The sequence below is a fragment of the Streptomyces sp. NPDC030893 genome (assembly GCF_055571535.1).
On the sequence record NZ_JBVIFC010000005.1, the window covers coordinates 251,912 to 271,677 of the forward strand.

Annotated in this window: 17 protein-coding genes and 1 pseudogene; 9 read left to right on the plus strand and 9 right to left on the minus strand. The window is 72.3% G+C overall.

What is annotated here, in order from left to right; all coding sequences use genetic code 11:
- Positions 1 to 73: 73 nt before the first annotated feature.
- From ACZ434_RS13315 to ACZ434_RS13325, 3 genes are read right to left on the minus strand one after another with little or no spacing between them, the layout of a single operon-like run.
- A complete protein-coding gene (locus ACZ434_RS13315) occupies positions 74 to 1,084 on the minus strand; it encodes an ABC transporter substrate-binding protein (RefSeq protein ID WP_468454994.1) in 1,011 nt (336 codons plus the stop codon).
- A gap of 14 nt (positions 1,085 to 1,098) precedes the next feature.
- Positions 1,099 to 1,872 carry an ABC transporter ATP-binding protein gene (locus ACZ434_RS13320; protein WP_468454996.1) on the minus strand — a complete coding sequence of 258 codons (774 nt, stop codon included), beginning with the start codon at positions 1,870 to 1,872 and terminating at the stop codon, positions 1,099 to 1,101.
- Between the two features lies 1 nt (position 1,873).
- Positions 1,874 to 2,926: a FecCD family ABC transporter permease gene (locus tag ACZ434_RS13325; protein ID WP_468454998.1), complete on the minus strand. Its 1,053-nt coding sequence runs from the start codon at positions 2,924 to 2,926 to the stop codon at positions 1,874 to 1,876.
- Between the two features lie 391 nt (positions 2,927 to 3,317).
- Between ACZ434_RS13325 and ACZ434_RS13330 the strand changes: the two genes are divergently transcribed.
- Positions 3,318 to 4,604 carry an MFS transporter gene (locus ACZ434_RS13330; RefSeq protein ID WP_468455000.1) on the plus strand — a complete coding sequence of 429 codons (1,287 nt, stop codon included), beginning with the start codon at positions 3,318 to 3,320 and terminating at the stop codon, positions 4,602 to 4,604.
- A 154-nt stretch (positions 4,605 to 4,758) separates the two neighbouring features.
- Here the strand turns inward: ACZ434_RS13330 and ACZ434_RS13335 are convergent.
- Positions 4,759 to 5,064, minus strand: a pseudogene (locus tag ACZ434_RS13335) (ferric reductase-like transmembrane domain-containing protein); the annotation flags it as partial.
- A gap of 204 nt (positions 5,065 to 5,268) precedes the next feature.
- The gene (locus ACZ434_RS13340) at positions 5,269 to 6,291 is read right to left on the minus strand and encodes a DUF6215 domain-containing protein (RefSeq protein ID WP_468455002.1); all 1,023 of its coding nucleotides are present in this window, start codon (positions 6,289 to 6,291) and stop codon (positions 5,269 to 5,271) included.
- Positions 6,292 to 6,620: 329 nt separating this feature from the next.
- On the opposite strand from ACZ434_RS13340, the gene ACZ434_RS13345 reads away from it, so the two are divergent.
- The 3 genes from ACZ434_RS13345 to ACZ434_RS13355 all read left to right on the plus strand — a co-directional run bounded on the left by ACZ434_RS13345 (position 6,621) and on the right by ACZ434_RS13355 (position 9,497).
- Positions 6,621 to 7,115, plus strand: coding sequence for a DUF4334 domain-containing protein (locus ACZ434_RS13345; RefSeq protein ID WP_468455004.1), 495 nt, complete (start codon positions 6,621 to 6,623; stop codon positions 7,113 to 7,115).
- On the plus strand, positions 7,112 to 8,227 hold the full coding sequence (locus ACZ434_RS13350; RefSeq protein ID WP_468455006.1) for an NAD(P)-dependent alcohol dehydrogenase: 1,116 nt from the start codon (positions 7,112 to 7,114) through the stop codon (positions 8,225 to 8,227). The genes ACZ434_RS13345 and ACZ434_RS13350 overlap by 4 nt, the downstream gene beginning before the upstream one ends.
- Positions 8,228 to 8,300: 73 nt before the next feature.
- Positions 8,301 to 9,497 (plus strand): TetR/AcrR family transcriptional regulator, encoded by a 1,197-nt coding sequence (locus ACZ434_RS13355; protein WP_468455008.1) that lies wholly within the window; start codon positions 8,301 to 8,303, stop codon positions 9,495 to 9,497.
- A 116-nt stretch (positions 9,498 to 9,613) separates the two neighbouring features.
- Here the strand turns inward: ACZ434_RS13355 and ACZ434_RS13360 are convergent, their stop codons facing one another.
- Positions 9,614 to 10,813 carry an oxygenase MpaB family protein gene (locus ACZ434_RS13360; RefSeq protein ID WP_468455010.1) on the minus strand — a complete coding sequence of 400 codons (1,200 nt, stop codon included), beginning with the start codon at positions 10,811 to 10,813 and terminating at the stop codon, positions 9,614 to 9,616.
- 276 nt (positions 10,814 to 11,089) lie between these two features.
- Between ACZ434_RS13360 and ACZ434_RS13365 the strand changes: the two genes are divergently transcribed.
- Positions 11,090 to 11,344, plus strand: coding sequence for a DUF1049 domain-containing protein (locus ACZ434_RS13365; protein ID WP_468455012.1), 255 nt, complete (start codon positions 11,090 to 11,092; stop codon positions 11,342 to 11,344).
- 85 nt (positions 11,345 to 11,429) lie between these two features.
- Complete coding sequence (locus ACZ434_RS13370; protein ID WP_468455014.1) at positions 11,430 to 12,311, plus strand: pyridoxamine 5'-phosphate oxidase family protein; 882 nt, start codon at positions 11,430 to 11,432, stop codon at positions 12,309 to 12,311.
- 41 nt (positions 12,312 to 12,352) lie between these two features.
- Here ACZ434_RS13370 and ACZ434_RS13375 read toward each other — a convergent pair whose 3' ends face one another.
- Positions 12,353 to 13,255, minus strand: a complete 903-nt coding sequence (locus tag ACZ434_RS13375; RefSeq protein WP_468455016.1) for an oxygenase MpaB family protein — start codon at positions 13,253 to 13,255, stop codon at positions 12,353 to 12,355.
- A 325-nt stretch (positions 13,256 to 13,580) separates the two neighbouring features.
- Here ACZ434_RS13375 and ACZ434_RS13380 point away from each other — a divergent pair, with 325 nt between their 5' ends.
- Together ACZ434_RS13380 and ACZ434_RS13385 are read left to right on the plus strand one after the other, a co-directional pair.
- Positions 13,581 to 14,474 (plus strand): oxygenase MpaB family protein, encoded by an 894-nt coding sequence (locus ACZ434_RS13380; protein ID WP_468455018.1) that lies wholly within the window; start codon positions 13,581 to 13,583, stop codon positions 14,472 to 14,474.
- Positions 14,471 to 15,967: an aldehyde dehydrogenase family protein gene (locus ACZ434_RS13385; RefSeq protein ID WP_468455019.1), complete on the plus strand. Its 1,497-nt coding sequence runs from the start codon at positions 14,471 to 14,473 to the stop codon at positions 15,965 to 15,967. Before ACZ434_RS13380 ends, ACZ434_RS13385 begins: the two co-directional genes overlap by 4 nt.
- Positions 15,968 to 16,025: 58 nt before the next feature.
- Here ACZ434_RS13385 and ACZ434_RS13390 read toward each other — a convergent pair whose 3' ends face one another.
- Entirely contained in the window at positions 16,026 to 16,652 is a 627-nt protein-coding gene (locus ACZ434_RS13390) for a TetR/AcrR family transcriptional regulator (protein ID WP_468455021.1), read from the minus strand.
- A gap of 88 nt (positions 16,653 to 16,740) precedes the next feature.
- Here ACZ434_RS13390 and ACZ434_RS13395 point away from each other — a divergent pair, with 88 nt between their 5' ends.
- The gene (locus tag ACZ434_RS13395; RefSeq protein WP_468455023.1) at positions 16,741 to 17,880 is read left to right on the plus strand and encodes an acyl-CoA dehydrogenase family protein; all 1,140 of its coding nucleotides are present in this window, start codon (positions 16,741 to 16,743) and stop codon (positions 17,878 to 17,880) included.
- Between the two features lie 64 nt (positions 17,881 to 17,944).
- On the opposite strand, the gene ACZ434_RS13400 is transcribed toward ACZ434_RS13395, so the two are convergent.
- Positions 17,945 to 19,765 (minus strand): AMP-dependent synthetase/ligase, encoded by a 1,821-nt coding sequence (locus ACZ434_RS13400; protein ID WP_468455025.1) that lies wholly within the window; start codon positions 19,763 to 19,765, stop codon positions 17,945 to 17,947.
- Position 19,766: the final 1 nt, after the last annotated feature.

A 19,766-nucleotide genomic window follows, 5' to 3' on the forward strand; every position in this document is an offset into this window, starting at 1 on the left:
ACGCCGCAGGACGGTCCGGCGGCGTTCGGGCCTGCCGACAGATGCCTGTCGACAGGCCGTGGCGTGCGAGGAATCAGCCCTTGAGTTCGCGCAGGTAGGCGGCGAACTTCTCCAGGCCGTCGATGTTGCGGGGGCCGCTGATGCCCTCGTTGTAGTCGAGGACGAAGAAGTTGTTCCTCTTCACGGCCGGAAGTTCCCTGGTGTGGGGGGACTTCTTCAGGAAGTCGATCTTCTTCTCGGCGGGCAGGTCACCGTAGTCGAGGATGACGACGACCTCGGGCTCGGCTTCGGCCACGGATTCCCAGTTGACCTGGGTCCAGCGCTCGTCGAGGCCGGCGAAGGCGTTCTTGCCGCCTGCCGTCTCGATGATGTCGTGGGGAGGTACCTGGTTGCCCGCGGTGAACGGCTGGTCGGTACCGGAGTCGTAGAGGAAGACGGGCACCGGGTCGCCGCCCGGGGCCTTCGCCTTGACCTCCGCCACGCGCTTCCTCAACCCGTCGACGACTTCCGTGGCCTTCTCCTCGACCCGGAAGATCCTGCCCAGTCGTTCGAGGTCGGTGTAAAGGGCCTCGAAGGGGGTCTTCTTCTCGGGGTGGCCGGGATAGTTGAAGCAGCTCTCGGTGTGCATGAAGCTCTGGATGCCGAGCTTGTCCAGGATCTCGGGGGTGATGCCCCGCTCGTCCTTGAAGCCGGAGTTCCAGCCGGCCACCACGAAGTCGGACTTGGCCTCGACCACGACCTCCTTGTTCAGGAGGTCGTCGCTGAGCATCGTCACCTTCGCGTACTCGGACGCCCACGGGGATTCGCTCACCGGCGGGTTCGCGGGCGGCATCACATAGCCGTGCACGTGCTCGGTCAGACCGAGGGCGAACAACTTGTCCGCGCTGCCCCCTTCGTAGGCGACGGCCCGCTCGGGCACCGTGTACTCCACCGGTTCGCCGCAGCGCTTGACGGTGACCTTGCCGGACTCCTTGGCGTCCGAGGTGACCTCGGCACCACACCCGCCGAGCACCAGGGCCGCCGCCAGGGCGGAGCCGAGAGCGGCGGGCCGGCGGGCCGTGGTGAGGTTTCGGGTTGTACGCATGCGTGAACAGCCTTTCAGCGGGTGGAGTCGAGCGAATACAGGAGCTGGGGACCACCCGTCAGCGGGTGGGGGACGACGCTGGCCCGGACACCGAAGACGTCACCGACGAGTTCCGTCGTCAGCACGTCCGCGGGCGCGCCGGAGGCGACCAGGCGGCCTCGGGAGAGCACGCCGAGCCGGTCGCAGGCCGCCGCGGCGAGGTTGAGGTCGTGCAGGACGACCAGGACGGTGAGTCCGGAGGCACGCAGGAGCGAGAGCAGGTCGACCTGGTGGCGGACGTCCAGGTGGTTGGTCGGCTCGTCCAGGACGAGGATCTCCGGTTCCTGCACGAGCGCGCGGGCCAGCAGGACGCGCCGGCGCTCGCCACCCGACAGCGTCAGAACGCCCCGGTGCGCGAGGTGCCGGATGTCGAGCCGGTCCATCGCCCGCTCGCACAACGCGCGTTCCCGGCCACTGAGCGTCCGGTTGCCGGGCAGATGGGGCGCGCGTCCGAGCGCGACGACCTCCTCGACCGTGAAGTCGAAGTCGACGCCGCCGTCCTGGGTCATGGCCGCGATGGTCCGTGCGCTGTGGCGCATCGGTAGCCGGGTCAGGTCCTGCTCACCCACCCGGACGGTTCCGGAGCTGGGGCGCAGCGCCCGGTACACGCATCGCAGCGCGGTGGACTTGCCGCTTCCGTTGGGCCCCACGAGCCCCACGACCTGGCCGTCCGGCACCGTCAGGGACAGCTCGCGCACGAGGCTCCTGCCGTCCGTCACCACGGAGAGTTCATCGAGTTCCAGGTCCACGTCAGCGCCCTCCGAAGGTGTAACCCCTGCGCCGCATCAGGGCGATGAAGACGGGCACTCCCACCAGCGCGGTGATGACCCCGAGGGGCAGCTCACGCGGGGCGACCAGGGTCCGTGCCGTCAGGTCGACCCACACCATGAAGATCGCCCCGACCAGTGGGGCCACAGCGAGCACGCGGGCGTGCGTGGCACCGACGACCATCCGCACCACATGCGGCATCACCAGTCCGACGAAGGCGATGGCGCCACTGACGGCGACCATGACGCCCGTCACCAGCGAGACGAGCACCAGCAGCACCTTGCGGTACCGGTCGGGATCGAAGCCGAGGCTCGCGGCGGTCTCGTCCCCGAGGGAGAGCACGTCCAGCGCCCGCCCGTACCGGTACAGAACCGCGATTCCGGCCGACACGACGGTGGCGACGACGGGCAGCGCGCCCCAGGTCGCGGCACCGAAACTGCCCATGGTCCAGTACAGGACCATGCTCGTCGCCTCGCTGTCCGGAGCGAAGTAGATGATCAGGCTCATGACAGCCTGAAAACCCAGCGACATGGCCACGCCCGTCAGCACGAGGCGCAGCGGGGCCAGCGCGCCCCGGCTGGAGGAGGCGGCGTACACCAGGAGCGAGGCGACGAGTGCACCGATGAAGGCGCCGACGGAGACGGCGTGGATGCCGAGTACCGCGAGCCCACCGGTGACCGTGACCCCGACGGCACCCACGGAGGCGCCCGAGGAGACCCCGAGGACGAAGGGATCGGCCAAGGCGTTGCGCACCATGGCCTGAATGGCCACTCCGACCGCGCTCAGGCCGGCCCCCACCAGTGCCGCGAGCAGCACGCGCGGCGTACGGATCTGCCAGATGATCTGATAGGTCGTCACTTCGTCGTGGCCGATGCGCCCTCCACTGAGAGCCGCCCACAGATGGCGGGCGGTCTCACCCGGGGTGACGACCGCGGGCCCGAGCCCGATGGCGACGACGACGGACACGAGCAGGACGGCGGCCGACACCGCGCAGCCGAGCAACAGCCCCTTGCGGGACGCGGATTGAGCTCGCACTGGCTTCCCGGGCCGGGGCGCCGACGCCCCGTCCGGGCCGGCCGCGTCCGCGCCCGTGCGCGGCGAGGACGCAGGGCCCGCGGGCGCCGGCTTGTGCGGTACCTTCACTTTCCCTCGCTAATGAAAATCATGTTCATGTTCAGGAACCTAGCACACCCTCCGGCCCGGCAGGCAGTGCGGAGCGACTGGCAGCACGGGGTCGCGGCGCCCGCCACCGAGGGCGACCGGCAGCACCTTAATGGAAATGATTATCACTGCGATAGTGTGTTGCCGGCGCCGCCCCCGCCGCTCGACCCGGCCGGTCCCGTCGCACAACCCGACTGTTGGGACAAGGGTGTTGCAGCCGGTTCGCGTCCGACCGCCGCCACTGACAGGACTGGAGTACTCCCTCGTGCCCACCCCCTCCGCCCCTTCCACCGCCACCGGGCCCCCTCCCCCGGATCAGCCCTCGGTCCTGCTCGACCTGGCGTTCCTCCGCCTCTGGACGGGCGCCACCGCATCGGGCCTGGCCACCTGGGCCCTGCCCTTCGTCCTCGGCCTCGCCGTCTTCGACCGGACCCTGGCCGCCACCGACCTCGGCCTGCTGCTCGCAGCGCGCACCGTCGGTTTCCTCGCCGCGGTTCCCGTGGCCGGGGTGCTCGCCGACCGGCACTCCCGCCGGGGCGTCGTGCTGTGGGCGGGGCTGGCCGCCGGAGCCGCGGCACCGGTGATCGCCGCCGGACTGGAACGTTCGGTGCTGCTGATGGCGGCCGCAGCCGCGGTGGCGGGAGCCGGCCAGGGCGCCTGCCGACCCGCCTACCAGGCCCTCACCGCCGAGGTGGTCGACGCCGGCCGCAGGCAGCAGGCCAACGCCGCCATGACCCTGGCGGTGCGGGTCACCACGCTCGTGGGCCCCTCTCTGGCCGCGCTGCTCGCCGTCTTCCTGGACACGTGGGCACTGCTGGTGGGCATCGGGCTGCTCTGGCTCGTCGCGGCCTGCGTTCCCGGACGCGGCGCACGGCCCGGGGCGGCTGTGGAGAACACGTCGGAGCCTTCGGCCGGTGCGGGCCGGATGTCCTTCGTCGCCGAGTTCGCGGAGGGCGTCCGCGAGGCACGCAGGCACCCCTGGTTCCTCGCCGGTCTGGGCGCGCTGACGGCCGTCATAGCCACCGGCTACTCCGCGACCGGCGTCGCCCTGCCCATGGTCAGCAGGGACGAGTACGGGACCGAGGTGGTCCTCGCCGGCGCGATGACCGCCTACACCGCCGGGGCGCTGGGCGGTGCGCTGCTCATCGCGCGCTGGCGCCCGCGCTCCCCCGGCCGGGCCGCCCTCGCCGGCCTGGCCTGCTACGGCTTCGCCCCGCTCAGCCTGGTGTTCCCCGTGCACCCGGTCGCCGTGATGGCCGCCTACGCCGTCGCCGGCATGGGCATCGAACTCTTCAACGTGCCGTGGTTCACCGCCGCCCAGCGCGAGGTCGCCCCGGACAAGCTGGCCCGTGTCTCCTCACTGGACTTCCTGCTCTCCTACGGTCTCGCCCCGGTCGGACTCGCCGTCATCGCCCCCGCCATCGACGCCTTCGGCGCCACGGCGGTCCTGGCGGGTTGCGCGTTCGTCTGCTTCGCGGCACCCGCCACCGCCGCCCTCGTCCCCACCGCCCGCACCTTCTCGACCGTACGACGGTCCAGTGACGCCCACTGACGGCCGCGGCGAAGAAGTCATCCCCTGGCGCGGCGGCCCGCGTCCGCCGGTCCGGGCCGCGTGGCCGGCGCCGGTCCCTGTGGGGCTGCCGCAGCAGCGGTGCGGGACAGACGACGCGGCACGGAGCGGTCAGTCCGTCTCCCCTCGGCCCGCCCAGCCGCTCGGCCCAGTCCACCTTCGTCTCGTAGCGGACGAGTTCCGCCGCGACCATCAGCGCGTGCGCGCACATCAGTGCCATCGTCGTCAGGCTCGTGGTGCGGTGTCAGCGCTCCAACACCGGTCGGGAGACCGGCAGTCGGGCGGACCGCGGCCCCGACAGCAACAGGCCGAGCACGACCGTGCCCCGGGCCCACAGCAGCCCCGACCAGCCGAAGGCCCGGCTGAGCACGTACATCCAGTAGGTACCGGCATCGTCCATGAACGGCATGACCGCGACCGTGTCCTAAGCACCCGGCTCCATGCGCGCCCACAGGAACGCGAACACGAGCGCCGTGACGACCAGCGCCGCAGTGGCGCAACAGGTCTGGCTGACGGGGCGGCGATCACCGGAGTCGCCATCCGGCCGGATTCGCTGCGGCAACCGGGCCGGCACGCCCACCGCCGGCTCACGACGGTGGGCGTGCCGACCCGGCGGACCGCGGAGTGAGTGGGCTCGGGAGCCTCGTCACGCGGTCCGTTCGGGGATCGCCGGGAGCATCCTCCCGGCGATGTCGAGGAGGACGCTGTCGGCCGGGAGGGCGCCGGTTCCGGATGTGCTCCACACGGTGATGTCGTAGTAGCCGCCGCGGTCCTTCCCGTCGAGGGCCACGGTGAGCGTTCTGGCCTGGGGGCCCTGCTGGACGGGTCCGCCGGATCCGCCGCTTCCGAGGTCGATCTCGATCTTCATGGTGTGGTCCGAGAAGAGGACCGCGGGGCGGCCGTGGACCGAGAGGGTCCTGACGTCCGTCTCGTCCCCGAACTCCATCAGTTTCACGTACTGGGCGATCGACAGTTCGTTGTACGTGACCGAGACGTGCACGGTGTACGTGTCGAACTCGACCTTGGCCTCCGGCTGGGCGACCTTCCCGTCGGTCAGCGGCGCGGTGTTGCTGGTGCCGGACGCCGCGGTCGCGGTCTCCGTGGGCGTTCCGAGGAGTCGGGCCAGGTCGGAGCCGTTGAGCGCCTTGCACAGCTCGTCTCCGGTCACCACCTGGGGCGTCTCGGTGTAGGCGCTCGGCAGCTCCTCGCCTTCCCCGCTCGGGCACGAGACGGCCCGCGGTGCGCCGGTGGTGTCGGCGGGCAGGAATCGCGGTCCCAGCCACACAGCGGCCCCGAGTGCCGCGAACACGGCCACGGCCGCGAGGGCCTGACCCCACGCGTTGGGTTCCTTCTCCGCAGCGGCCGGGGCCGGACGCTGCCGCGCCGGAGCCGGAGGCTGGGGCTGGGGCTGGGGCTGGGCAGCGGTGTCGGACACCGTCCCGCCCTCGGGGGCCGCCGGGTTCGGGGTCCGGCGTGCGCGCAGGGCACGGAGGACCGCGCGGACGCGCACCGCGGTGAACACCAGGAAGACCGTGCCGATCACGGCCGGCACCCACTCCCCGTCGCGCACGGCGAGATACATGATGCGCACGCCGAAGACGGACCCGACCACGATGAGCAGGGGCTCACGGACCCAGAAGGGCAGGAGACGGACGAGGAAACCGAGCATCCGGCGATCACACCAGGACAAGATTACTACTGGCTGTGATGGAAGCCATAGTTCCGGCTCGGAACTCAACCGTGATGAAGGGCGGCTCCCTCCCTTAGCGGGCGCTCAACGAACCTTGATGCCTCGACATCGCGGAAAGGTGGTGGCGCTCGGGCGGTCAACTCTTGTACTGACACTTGTTTTTGTGGATCGATACCGGGAGAGTGACTTCGGGTCGGGTGCCGGATGTCGGGTTCTCCTGAACGATCGCTAAGCGCGAGGGAGGGGGCCGCTCGGCCCGGGCCCGGCGCAGCACCAGTCGTGTCGGCACCGACGAGAGGACACCCCGTATGGACGTGACCGAGGCCCGCGCTCTGTTCCGGGAGTTGCAGGGGAGGGACGGCCCCGTCGACCCCTCTCAACTGGACGAGATCTGGGCGGTGTTGGCCACCGTCCGGCCCGAGGACATACTCGGTCAGTGGAAGGGGGGCGAGTTCACCACCGGCCACCCCCTCGACGGGATGCTGGAGAAGGCCGGCTGGTACGGCAAGACGTTCGCCGGCGTGCACGACGCCAAGCCTCTGATGTGCCGTGACGCGAACGGTGAGTTGTACTCCAACGTCGAGCTCGGCAAGGGCGAGGCCAGCCTGTGGAGCGTCGAGTTCCGCGGTGAGGTGACGGCCACCATGGTCTACGACGGACAGCCCGTCTTCGACCACCTCAAGCAGGTGGACGACACCACGCTGATGGGGATCATGCGCGCCAAGGGCGTACCCGCCGAGGGCCCCTTCTACTACTTCTTCCTCGAGCGCGTCCCCGGGGACCGCGCCGGAGAGGGCTCGTGAGGCGCGTTCGCGCCGCTGTCACCGAGGCGCCCGGCGCCCCGTTCACCGTCCGGGAGGCGGACCTCGGGGATCCGAGGCCGCGCGAGGTGCTGGTGCGGATGACCGCGGTCGGTATCTGTCACACCGACCTGGGGATGCGGGACACCTGGCCGCGCCGGCTCACCCCGATGGTCTTCGGCCACGAGGGTGCCGGGACCGTGGAGGCGGTCGGCGCGGAGGTGACCGGCGTCGCGCCGGGTGACCGGGTCTGCCTCACCTTCGCCAGTTGCGGCGCCTGCGAGCAGTGCGGGGCGGGTCATCCGGCCTACTGCCGCTCCGCACAGGCGCTGAACTTCTCCGGTGGACGCGCCGACGGCACCAGTCCGCTCTCCGTCGGCGGAGAGCCGCTCCACGCCGGCTTCTTCGGCCAGTCCAGCTTCGCCACGTACGCCGTCGTCCACGAACGCGGTGTGGTCGTGGTGCCGTCCGATCTGCCGGCCGCGGTCGCCGCGCCGTTGGGATGCAGCGGGCAGACGGGCGCGGGCACCGTGCTCAACCGTCTGCGCCCCGAGCCGGGCTCCTCGCTGGTCGTCCTGGGCGCGGGCGGCGTCGGGCTGAGCGCGCTGATGGCCGCGGTGGCCGTGGGCTGCGACCCGGTGGTGGCCGTCGACCCGGTCGCCTCCCGCCGCGCCCTGGCCACCGAACTCGGCGCCAAGGCTGCCCTGGCACCGGGGGACGGCCTGGTGGCGGCGCTGCGCGACCTCACCGGCGGTGGTGCGCACCACGTCGTCGAGACCACCGGGCGTGCGGACATGGCCCGCCGGGCCGTCGGCGCGTTGCACCCGCGCGGTGAACTCGCCCTCCTCGGACTCGGCGGGGAGGTCACGTTCGACGTGATGGGCCTGCTCGCCAAGGGCGTCCGTGTCCACGGCGTGCTCGAAGGCGACTCCGATCCCGGCCGCTTCGTCCCCGAGCTGATCGGCCTGTACGGGCGCGGCCTGCTCCCGCTCGACCGGCTTGTCACCACGTTCCCCTTCGAGGAGATCGGCGCGGCCGTGGCCGCCATGGGGGACGGCAGTGTGGTCAAGCCGGTCCTCACCTTCACCGGGGACGGGGAGGCATCCGGGAAGTGATCCCGGAGTCACCTCCCGCGCGGTCCCGGCCGAGGGCGTCCGGCCTTCCGGGGCCTGTGATTGACTGACGCGCATGGCCCCCGCCTCCCCGTCCGCCCGTTCGGCCGCGACCGCCGATCCGGCCCCGGCCACCCGGCCCCGTAACCGCAAGCAGCTGATCCTCGCCGCGGCCGGGCGGGTCTTCAGCGAGCGCGGCTACCACAATGCGTCCATGGAGGAGGTCGCCGCCGGGGTGGGCATCACCGCGACCGCTCTGTACCGGCACTTCCCGAACAAGTACGCGCTGTTCGCCGCGTGCGCCCATCTCATGGTGGACGGACTGGTCGCCACCCTCGACGAGGTGCCGTCCGAGGCGGCCCTGACGGAGGTGCTCAGCGCCGTCACCCGGGTCACCGTCGCTCATCGCGCGTCGGGCGGCGTGTACCGGTGGGAGGCCCGGTACCTCGACCGTGAGGACCGGCGGTGTCTCGGGGTGAAGTTCGGCCGGCTCGTCGAGCGGGTCGACGAGGCGGTGCAGCGTGAGCACCCACTGGCCGACGAGCGGCTGCGGGCCACGGCGGCCCTCGGCGTGATCGGGTCCATCACGATGCATCACACCTCCATCGCCCAGCGCCGGGCCGAGAAGCTGCTGCTGGCCTCCGCGCTGGGGGTGGCCGGGACGGACCCGGCGGCGGGCCGGCTCGGTACGCATCCCGTCGAGCTGCCCGGCCGGCCGGTGCCGCGCACCCGGCGCGCGGAGATCCTCGCCGCCTCCGTCCCGCTGTTCGCCCGGGACGGGTTCGCCAACGTCACCAACGGGCAGATCGCCACGGCGGTGGGCCTGACCCCGTCCGCGCTCTACCGTCACTACCCCGGAAAGATCGACATCCTGGCGGCGGCCTGCCTCCAGGCGGCGGGACTGCTGGCCCAGGGGGTGGAGCGGAATCTGCGGGAGGTGTCCGGGCCGTACGACGCGCTCGTCGCGCTGGCGGCGACGTATGTGGCGTACTGCTTCGAGTACACCGAGCTCAACAGTGTCGCCGAGGCCGAGCTCGCCGGGCTGCCGCCCGGTCTGCGGCGGCCCGTGGTGCTCGCGCAGCGTGAGCACATCGCCGTCTGGGAGCAGCAGTTGCGGCTGGCCCGCCCGGAGCTGGACCCGCGTCAGGCCCGGGTGCTGGTGCACGCGGGGTTCGGCGTGGTGGTCGAGGCGGGACGCAGACTGCGCTGGGAGGACGGCCCCGGCCGTCGTGAGGCCGTGACCGCGCTGGTCGTGGGCGCCCTGGGGCTGTGAGCGGCGGACGGCCGAGGCGGCATGGCGTGAAGTGCCTTGTGTGACGGGCGCTTCGACTTCCGCCCCTCAGTCCGTCCGCCGCGGGGCGGGTACGCGTCCGGGTGCGGATCGACGGCTCAGCCGGGCCTGTTGCCGGTGGGAATCGTGATGGGCGTGGTGGTCCCGGAGGAGCCCTTGTTGAGGAACAGCATGGCCAGGGCACGAATGAACTGGTCGAACATGTAGAAGGTGCCGGGCATGACGGGCGACAGCCCCTCACGGAACAGGATGAACGCCGGCCACGCGGTACGGACCAGGGCCGCCGCCGCGTAGTCGCGCTTCAGTCCCAGCCAGTCGCCGACCTCGTCGCTGAGGACGTAGCGCACGAACTCGTTCAGGAACCCGCGCGTGACGCCCAAGTCGATCTCCGCGGTCAGGCCGAGCAGTTCCTCGGCCAGCCTGATGCCCTCGGTGGAGGGGCTGAGGATCGGGGTGAGCACCTGCGCCGACTGCTTCTCGGCGGCCGCCCAGGTCTTGGGGATGTGCTCGTAGGGCACACCGAGCAGGTGAATGGCGACCTGCCAGGAGTGCAGGAACGCCTCCTGGTCCGCCGCCGAGTACGGGATCCTCCAGTCGAGCAGCTTGCGGTGCACGTAGGTGCCCAGGCTGTGGAAGGTGACCAGGATGTCGGCGGCGCTGATCGGGATGGTCTCGTCGGCGACCGCCCGCCAGTGCGGCGACTGCGGCAGCAGGTGACGCACCGCGGCGTGCACCACGCGCGTCTTGTTCGCGGTGACGACGAACTGCCCCGACGGCTTGAAGGCTCCCAGCTCGGACAGGTCGTAGCCGAAGGTGAACGTCTTGGCCGCGCGGTCCTTCATGTCGGCGCCGCCCGCCGACCAGTAGACGCTCTTGGCCTCGCGCGGGATCACCGTGCTCATGATGCCGCTGCCGAGGCCGTACAGCATGAAGAGGTACGTGTCCCGGCGCCGGTTGAAGTCGGCGGCGCGGGTCAGCTTGGCCTGGTCGGCCCAGGACGGGAGTCGGTTCACCTGCCGCAGGTACGCGGTGAATTCGGCCGGCATGCCGCCGGGCAGCGGGTCGTTGTTGTTCACCCACGATCCCCACGCGGTGTTGATCGCCGGCACGTGGCCGTTGTCGAGCATCGAGGCCATCAGGGGGTCCGCCGCGTCGTCCCAGATCCACTCCGGACCGGTCCCGGTGGCGGCTCTGGTCCCCGGGCCCGGTGACGCCCACGCCTGGACGGGGTTCGCCACGCCCACGAGACCGAGCGCGACACCCAGCGACAGGGCCTTTCGCCTGCTGAGGTTTTGCATTGACTTACCTGCTTCCCTGATGGGCCAGATGGTTTCAGGTGCTCTCGCAGACTTGCCATTTGTGCGACCAAGGCGCGAGGAACCCCGCCACGCACATGTGATTTCGGATTAACATAGCGGGGTGCGTTGCCGTCGGCAATGGTCGTGACCGAGGGGCTCGACACCCTTGCCGGTCCGCGGTACGGCGGCATCGCGGGGGCGGAGCCGGCCGCCGGGGTGCGCGTTGACCGCGGGCTCCTGTCGCGGTCACGGGCGGTTCGTCCGACAATGACCTACATGGCACGGAGAACGGCTCACGCCTACGATCCGCCGACCGTGTCGGTCAAGGGGCGGAACGTCAGGCTGCGCACCATCGGTTTCGTACTGCTCGCCGGTCTGGCCATCTGGTTCATCGCCGCCAACACCGCGTCGGTGACCATGAGACTGTGGGTCCCGACCGTCACGCTCCCGCTGTGGAGCGTCCTCACGGTCACGCTCCTGGTGGGCACGGCCCTCGGCCTGCTCGTCGCCCGCCGGCGCGCCCGCCGGTAGGGGAACGGCCGGCCGGGCCGTGCGGTGGATCGGGGTACCCGTCCCGGGCAGGCGGCGGATCACCTGAAGGAAAGGGGCGGCGGTCATGCGAGCCCACCTCGGCGACCACCTCGTCATCGAGAGTCCCACCACCGGCGCGACCAGGCGCGACGGCGAGATCGTCGGGCTGCGCCACGACGACGGCACACCCCCGTACGACGTGCGCTGGTCGGACACGCACGACGTGACGCTCGTCTTCCCCGGGCCCGACGCCCACGTCAGGCATCCCGGAGGCGAACCCGGAAGCGACGCGGGCGGGGGCGCGCACCCGCCCGCCGATCCGCCCGATCCCGGCGACATCGGTCGGCGCGTGGCCGCCGAACGCGAACGGATGGGCCTGAGCCGGGAGGAGACGGCCCGGCGCGCCAGGATGGCACCGGACTACCTCGCCTACCTCGAGGAGCAGCCCGGCGCCCCCAGCACGGCGACTCTGATCCGGCTGGCCGAGGCGCTGCACACCAGCGTCCAGGCGTTGCGCGGCGGTGGTGTCGATCTGCCGCCCGGGCAGGGCACGGCACTGGCGCACCCCCGGCTGCGCGACCTGGAGCCCGACGAATGCCGGACCCTGCTCTCCACCCACGGGGTCGGACGGGTCTCGGTCACCACGGCCGAGGGACCCGCCGTGGTGCCGGTCAACTACGAGGTCGTCGACGACGCGATCGCCTTCCGGACCGCTCCGGGCTCGGTCCCGGCGGCCGCGGCGGGAGCCGAGGTCGCCTTCGAGGTCGACCACCTGGACGAGGCCATGAGCCAGGGCTGGAGCGTGCTGGCCGTAGGCCCCGCGCGGGCCGTCACGGAGCCCTGCGAGGCGCGGCGGCTGGCCGAGCGCGCCCACAGCACACCGTGGGCCGGGGGCGAGCGCGGGATGTGGGTGTCGATCCGGCCCGCGCGTCTCACGGGACGCCGCATCACCCCGGCCGAACGGTGAGCGGACCGGCGGCCCGCGCTCGCAGGCCGCCGGCCGAGTCCTCAGGCGCGGGCGGCGCGGCGGGCCGCGTAAGCCCTGGGCAGGTAGCGCAGGCGCTCGGGCAGCAGCGGGACCACGGTGCGGACGACGGCGCCGAAGCGGCGCAGTCTGCGTTCGTCGCGTTCCGTCCAGTCCAGGCCCAGCCGGTCCCGTACGGCGGGCGGGAGCAGGCCGGTCGCGACGAAGACGTTCAGCCGGGCCGCGGGCGGGCGGAGCACCGGCCAGAGCCGGCGCAGCAGCGGGCCGGCGCCGGGCGGTGGCGGTACGGACCGCCGGGGGTCGAGCAGTTCCGAGACGACGGCCGTCCTCTCCAGTTCGTCCCGGACCATCGCGTCGAAGTACGGCCAGAACTCCTCCGGGGTCCTTGGCATGTCGCGCGGGGCGATGCCGAGGATCCGCCCGAGGGCGAGGTGCTCCTCGTAGAGGCGGCGCGCGCCGGACTCGTCGAACGGGCGGGAGAGGTACTGGGCCGCCCTCAGGAAGACCGGGTAGGCGGTGGCGTGCACCCAGGCGTAGGAGGCGGGGGCGAGCGCGTGGTAGGCGCGGCCCCGGGTGTCGGTGCCGCTGATGCTCTTGTGCAGTGTGCGGAGCCTGCGGCCCTCCTCCAGGGCCTGTTCGCCCCCGTAGACCCAGAGCTGGAGCGAGTCCAGCGAGCGCCGGCCCCGGCCCCAGGGGTCGGTGCGGAACACGGAGTGCTCGTCGACGCCGGCGCCCACCGCGGGGTGGGCGACCTGGAGGACGAGGGCGGCGGGCAGGGAGAACAGCAGCCGGACGTCACCGGCGATGTCCCAGAGGATGGCGCCCGGTGCGAACGGGACGGGGGCGGTGCGGTCCGCGCCCGGGCGGGGCCCCGCCCCGCCGCCGGGACCGGCCGGGACACCGGACGTGTGCGGTGTGCCGCTCATGAGGACTCCGTTCTCCGTCGTGTCCGGACTATTGACGCACCCGGTGAAACAAGTCAATAGTTTTTGTATCTTCGACTCTCCCGACGGTCCGGGCCCGCACGTCCGCAGGGCCCGTATCCCGCCCCGAGCGACGGCTTTCGACGTGAAGGAACGCGCATGAGGGACGTCCGGCAGCAGGTCCGGGGTCTCCGCCCCGGAGCCCGCCCGGCGCGGCGCCCCCTCCTTCCCATCGTCCGTCGCCGCCGGCGGCGACGCCAAGCGGGTCCCGCCGGCCGCCGCCCGGACGCCGGCCCGCGCACCCCGTCCCGATGAGGAGGCAGCACCGATGGGCCGCTACACCCGGCTCCGCCAGATCCGGACCATGGACCCGCAGCAGGACCATGAGGAGATCTTCGCCCTGCTCACCCGGTACGAGTTCCCCTGGGACTACCTCCAGGGCCTGTCCACCGCGTTCCTGCGCGACTACGGGGTCCCCCGCATCTCCCGGCTGCTCGACCGCACCCAGGAGTTCGAGCGCGCCGGCCAGAAGCGGTACGACGACACGGTCCTGTTCGCCCATGAGATGGTCCGCGACGGCATGGACTCGCCGCACGGGCGGGCGGCCGCCCGGCACCTCAACCGGATCCACGGCCGCTACCGCATACCGAACGAGGACTACCTGTACGTGCTGGCCACCACCGTGGTCGGGCCGAAGCGGTGGATCGACCGCTACGGCTGGCGCCGCCTGTCCTGGCAGGAGACCGAGAGCCTCGCCCTGGTGGGGCGGCGGATGGGCGCGATGATGGGCATCAGCGACCTGCCCGCCGACTACGCCGGCTTTGAACACCTCCTGGACTCCTACGAGAAGGAGATGTTCGCCCCCGATCCCGCCAACCGGCGGGTGGCCGCGGCCACTTTGCGCGTCATCGCCGAGTGGTACCCGCGACCGCTGCGCCCGCTCGCCGTGCGGTTCATTCTGGCCCTGCTCGACGAACCCCTGCTCGCGGCCCTGGGGTTCGAGCCGCAGCCGCGTGCGGCGCGTGCGGCGGCCCACCGCGTCCTGCGGGCCCGGGCCGCCCTCGTACGCCTGTTACCGGCCCGGCCCTCGTGGTGGGGGTACCGGCCCAGGCCCCGTAGCTATCCGTTCGGCTGGACGTTGGACGACCTGGGCCCGCACTGGGCACACGGCAGACCTCTCGAACCGCTCGCCGACGAAACCTCACCGCTGGAGAAACGATGACCGACACCACCCACTCGGCGACGGAGACGTTCACGACCCGGGACCCGGCCACCGGCAGCCCGATCGCCACCCATCCGGTCCACGGGCCGCAGGACGTCGCGCGGGCGGTCGAGCGGGGGCGGGCGGCCGGTGTGCGCTGGGCGGCGCTCCCGGCCGCCCGTCGCCGCGCCCATCTGCTCAGGTGGAAGCGGACGTTGGCGACGGAGCTCGACACGGTGGCCCGGTCCGTCGCGGCCGAGACGGGCAAGCCGCTGGGGGACGCCGAGCTGGAACTGCTCCTGACCCTGGAGCACTTGGCGTGGGCCGCGCGCAACGCCGGGCGGATCCTGCGCCGGCGCCGGGTGCGCACCGGGCTGCCCGCGGCGAACCAGTCGGCCTCCGTGGTCCACCGGCCGCTCGGTGTGGTCGGGGTGATCGGCCCGTGGAACTACCCCGTCTACACACCCATGGGTTCGATCGGGTACGCGCTGGCGGCGGGCAACGCGGTGGTGTTCAAGCCGTCCGAGTACACCCCGGGCACCGGAGCGCTGCTCGCCACGCTCTTCGACCGGGCGGTGCCCGAGTTCGCCGGGCTGTTCACCGTGGTCACCGGTGCCGCGGAGACGGGCGCCGCGCTGGCCGCGTCCGGGGTCGACAAGCTCGCGTTCACCGGCTCGCCGGGGACCGCGCGCAAGGTGATGGAGGAGTGCGCCCGCTCGCTCACCCCGTTCCTGGCCGAGTGCGGCGGCAAGGACGCCGTCCTCGTCACCGCGGACGCGGACCTGGACGCCGCCGCCGACGCGATCGTGTGGGGGGCGCTGGGCAACGCGGGCCAGACCTGCGCGGGCGTGGAGCGGGTCTACGCCGTCGGCACCGTGCACGCGGAGCTGGTCGACCGGGTGGTGGAGCGGGCCCGCTCGCTGCGGCCGTGGAGCGGTCCGGACGCGGCCTACGGCCCGATGACGATGCCGGGCCAGGACCAGGTGGTGCGCCGGCACGTCGAAGCCGCCCTGGCGGCTGGTGCGCGGGCGCCGCTGGGCGCGCCGGAGCCGCCGGACGGGCCGTTCGTGGCGCCGGTGGTCCTGGTCGACGTACCGGAGGACTCCCCCGCGATGACCGAGGAGACCTTCGGGCCGACCGTGGCGATCAACGCCGTGGCGGACGTCGACGAGGCGGTGCGGCGTGCCAACGCCTCCCGTTACGCGCTGGGCGCGGCGGTGTTCTGCGGCAGCCGCCGCGCGGGTGCGGCGATCGCGGCGCGGCTGCGCGCGGGGGCGGTGTCGGTGAACGCGGTGCTCGGCTTCGCCTCGGTTCCGGCCCTGCCGTTCGGCGGGTCGGGGGACTCGGGATTCGGCCGGATCCACGGCGCGGAGGGGCTGCGGGCGTTCACCGCGCCGCAGTCGGTCACGGTCCGGCGGTTCGCTCCCCCGGTCGATCTGACGTCGTTCACCGCCCCGCCCGCGGCGAAGGCGCGCGCGGTGGCGCTCATGCGACGGCTGCACGCCCGTCACTGAGGGCCGGCCGGGCGGACCCGCGCGGCACGGTGGCGTCCGGGGGCCCCGGGGCCCCCGGTCAGGCGTCGAGCAGCGGGGCGAGGTAGCGGCGGGCGAAGGCCCTCGACTGCTCCTCGTCGTCGAGCTCGATGCAGCCGGCCGGGTTGAGGAGGAAGGAGACGGCGACCCGCACCATCAGCTCCGCCACCGGCCGCGGGTCGGACTCCGGGCGGCCCTCGCTGTGCCGGGCCCGCCTCAGGTGGGAGGTCAGGTAGTCGGTGGTGACGGTGAGGGCGGGGCCGCCGCCGACGGTCAGGTACGGCAGGACCACCTCGGGTTCCAGCCGCAGCAGGCCCCCGAAGAGCGGGTGGGCCCTGGTGTGCCGCAGGGCGACGACGAATCCCTCGACGACCCTGTCCTGCATGGTCGGCAGGGGGGCGACCGCGTCGTCCAGTTCCCGGAAGAAGCGGCTGACCTCGCGCAGCAGGCACGCCTCGACCAGTCCCTCCTTGTTGCGGAAGCGCCGGTACACCGTGACCCGCGAGACCCCGGCCCGTTTGGCCACGTCGTCCACCGAGGAACGGCGCAGGCCGAAGGTCGTGAACTGCTCCAGGGCGGCGTCGAGGATCTGCCGCGCCAGCCGTTCCTCCGTCTCCGGCCGGGCGAGGGCACGGGCGAGCGGGGATTCGTTGCCAGAAGTCTTCATGGTGTCTTTCACCGTACCGGCCCCCCTCCACCGAGAAACAGTGAAACATAGCCCATACATCTGTATCCCACATCTTCGGAGGGCCCTCATGGGAAGTCGTCTCACCGCGGAGCAGTCGGACTTCGCAGCCGCGGTCCGGGACTTCGCCCGGCGCGAGTGCGGCACCCGGGAACAGCGCGCCGCGCTGACCCGGGACGGCCGGGAGCCGCACAACCCCAAGATCTACGGCATGCTCGCCGACCTGGGCTGGCTCGGGGTCTGCCTCCCGGAGGAGTACGGCGGCGCGGGCGGCGGCCTGGGCGACGCGTGCGTGTTCCTGGAGGAGACCTCCTACGGCATGGTGCCCGCGGGCGGCTTCGTCACCACCGTCATCACCGCCAAGGCCTATGAGGCGTTCGGTTCCGAGGCGCAGCGGCGGGAGGTGCTCGGTGGTGTGGCGCGCGGCAGTGTGCTCGCCATCGCCATGTCGGAGCCCGGCGCCGGTTCGGACGTGGGCGCGCTGCGCTGCCGCGCCGAACGGCAGCCGGACGGCGGCTGGCTGGTCGACGGCCAGAAGACGTGGATCTCCAACGCCCACCTCGCCGACAGCATCCTGCTGGTGGCCCGGACCGGCGCCGACAAGCACAAGGGTCTCACCATGTTCCATGTGCCGGCGGACACCCCGGGCGTGGAGATCCGCGGCATCGAGACCATGGGCGGCAGGGAGGTCAACGACGTGTTCTTCACCGGCGTACGGCTGCCCGCCGACGCGGTGGTGGGGCAAGTCGACGCGGGCTGGAAGCAGTTGATGGCCGGGCTGAACCACGAGCGGCTGTTCCTGGCCGCCAACATGCTGGGCCTGGCGCGCAGGGCGTTCGACGACGCGGTCGCCTACATCGGCGAACGCGAGCAGTTCGGCCGGCCCGTGGGGAGTTTCCAGGCGCTGCGGCACCGGGTGGCCGACCTCGCCACGGAGATCGAGTGCACCCGGCTGCTGGTGCGTGAGGTGGCGGCGGACTGCGACGCCGAACCGGACCGGCTGTTCCCCCGGGAGGCGTCGATGGCCAAGCTCAAGGCCACCGAGACCGCCAAGCGGGTCGCCCTGGAGTGCATGCAGATGATGGGCGGCTACGGCTACGCGACCGAGTACGGCATGGAGCGCCATCTGCGGGCCGCGGTGGTCTCCACCGTGTACGGCGGCACCAGTGAGATCCAGCGCGACATCATCGGCCGGAGCTACGGGCTGTAGACGCCGGTACGGCGACGGCCGCCCCACGGGATTCCGTGGGGCGGCCGTCGGTTGCGAGGAGCGCCTACTCGTCGTACAGCTCCGTCAGTTCGGCGGCGTGCCGGTCGCGGATGACGCGGCGGCGCATCTTCAGGGACGGTGTCAGCTCCCCGGTCGCGGGACCCCACTCGCGGGCCAGCAGCCGGTACCGCTTGACCTGTTCGGTGCGGTTGAGCCGGGTGTTGGCCGCGGCGACCGCGCGGTCGACCTCCTCGCGTACGCCGGGGTGGGCGGCCAGGGCCGCCAGGTCGTTCCCGGCGTCGATGCCCCGGGCGGCGGCCCAGGCGGGGGCGGCCTCCGCGTCGAGCACCAGCAGGGCGACCAGGTAGGACCGGTTGTCGCCGTGCACCAACGCCTGCCCGATCAGCGGGTGTTCCTTGAGGGTGTTCTCCACCAGCGCCGGGGAGACGTTCTTCCCGGTCGAGGTGATGATCATCTCCTTCTTGCGGTCGGTGAGCCACACATAGCCGTCCTCGTCGACCCGGCCGATGTCGCCCGTGGCGAGCCAGCCGTCCTCGTCCAGCACCGACCGTACGGAGCCGTCCGGCTGGAGGTATCCGGAGAAGACGGAGGCGCCCCGCACCTCGATCTCGCCGTCCCCGGCGATCCGCACCTCGACGGACGAGACCGGCCGGCCGACCGAGCCGAGCCGGAAACCGGTGCGCGGGCTGTTGGTGGTGGCCACGCCGGTCGTCTCGGTCAGACCCCAGGCATCCATGATCACCACACCGAGACCGGACCAGAACCTCACCACGTCCAGCGGCATGGGAGCGGAGGCGCTGGCGGTCCAGGTCACCCGGTCGAGTCCGCCCGCGGCCAGCACCGGCTGGAGCACCTTCTCCCGCAACTGGGTGTACATGGCTTCCAGTTCGGCGGGCGGTGTCTGCCCCCGCTCCCGGTACCCGACGTGCTCGCGCGCCACCTCCATGGCCTTCTCCACGCCCTGCCGCTGCTCCTCGGGCAGCCGGTCCAGCCCGGCGCGGACGGCCACGGCCAGTTTCTCCCAGATCCTCGGCACTCCGAAGAACTGCCGGGGCCGCAGCTCGCGCACCGCCTGGGCCACGGCGGTGGGATCGGCGCACAGGTAGACGTGCGAGGCGCGGTGACAGGGCAGGTAGATGCCCAGCATGCGTTCCGCGATGTGGGCGAACGGCAGGTAGCAGATGTGCTCGACGTGCGGCGGGAGTTCCACCGCCGCGTCGAGCGCGACGGCGTTGGCGAGCACCTGCCGGTGGGTGAGGACCACGCCCTTGGGCTCCCCGGTGGTGCCCGAGGTGTAGACGACGGTCAGCGGGTCGTCGGGGCCGGCCGTGTCCAGCGACTTCTCGAACGACTCGGGGACCGGGTCGCGGGTCAGCGCCGCGTAGGGCAGGTGCGGTCCCTCCTCGCCCGGTTCCACGACGACAAGCCGGGCCAGCGGGGTCGCCGCGTCGTCCAGCAGCGGCGCCCACAGCTCCACCTGCGCGGCGCCCTCGACGACGGCCAGGGCGGCCCGGCAGTTGCGGGCGATGTGGGTGATCTGCTCGGGCGCCGAGGTGCCGTAGACGCTGACGGGCACGGCGCCGAGACGGACCAGGGCCAGATCGGACAGCCAGTGCTCGCAGCGGTTGGCCATCATCAGCAGGACGTGGTCGCCGCGGCCGACGCCGAGTGCCGCGTACCCGGCCGCGAGGAGGGTGGTGTGCTCCTTCACCCGCGCCCAGTCGAGGGTGGTCCATCCGCTGCCGTCCGGTGTGCGCCAGGACAGGGCGGGCAGGTCCGGGTGGGTGCGGGCGTTGTGTTCCACGAGCAGCGGCAGCGTGGACGGTACCGCTGGTTCCCCGTCGGTGCGCGGGGCTGGTGTCATG

Bases quoted from the DNA above. Each gene is read 5' to 3' on its own strand.
- ACZ434_RS13315 (WP_468454994.1), bottom strand. From the start codon at position 1,084: ATGCGTACAACCCGAAACCTCACCACGGCCCGCCGGCCCGCCGCTCTC.
- ACZ434_RS13340 (WP_468455002.1), bottom strand. From the start codon at position 6,291: ATGCTCGGTTTCCTCGTCCGTCTCCTGCCCTTCTGGGTCCGTGAGCCC.
- ACZ434_RS13345 (WP_468455004.1), top strand. From the start codon at position 6,621: ATGGACGTGACCGAGGCCCGCGCTCTGTTCCGGGAGTTGCAGGGGAGG.
- ACZ434_RS13355 (WP_468455008.1), top strand. From the start codon at position 8,301: ATGGCCCCCGCCTCCCCGTCCGCCCGTTCGGCCGCGACCGCCGATCCG.
- ACZ434_RS13360 (WP_468455010.1), bottom strand. From the start codon at position 10,813: ATGCAAAACCTCAGCAGGCGAAAGGCCCTGTCGCTGGGTGTCGCGCTC.
- ACZ434_RS13365 (WP_468455012.1), top strand. From the start codon at position 11,090: ATGGCACGGAGAACGGCTCACGCCTACGATCCGCCGACCGTGTCGGTC.
- ACZ434_RS13370 (WP_468455014.1), top strand. From the start codon at position 11,430: ATGCGAGCCCACCTCGGCGACCACCTCGTCATCGAGAGTCCCACCACC.
- ACZ434_RS13375 (WP_468455016.1), bottom strand. From the start codon at position 13,255: ATGAGCGGCACACCGCACACGTCCGGTGTCCCGGCCGGTCCCGGCGGC.
- ACZ434_RS13380 (WP_468455018.1), top strand. From the start codon at position 13,581: ATGGGCCGCTACACCCGGCTCCGCCAGATCCGGACCATGGACCCGCAG.
- ACZ434_RS13385 (WP_468455019.1), top strand. From the start codon at position 14,471: ATGACCGACACCACCCACTCGGCGACGGAGACGTTCACGACCCGGGAC.
- ACZ434_RS13390 (WP_468455021.1), bottom strand. From the start codon at position 16,652: ATGAAGACTTCTGGCAACGAATCCCCGCTCGCCCGTGCCCTCGCCCGG.
- ACZ434_RS13395 (WP_468455023.1), top strand. From the start codon at position 16,741: ATGGGAAGTCGTCTCACCGCGGAGCAGTCGGACTTCGCAGCCGCGGTC.
- ACZ434_RS13400 (WP_468455025.1), bottom strand. From the start codon at position 19,765: ATGACACCAGCCCCGCGCACCGACGGGGAACCAGCGGTACCGTCCACG.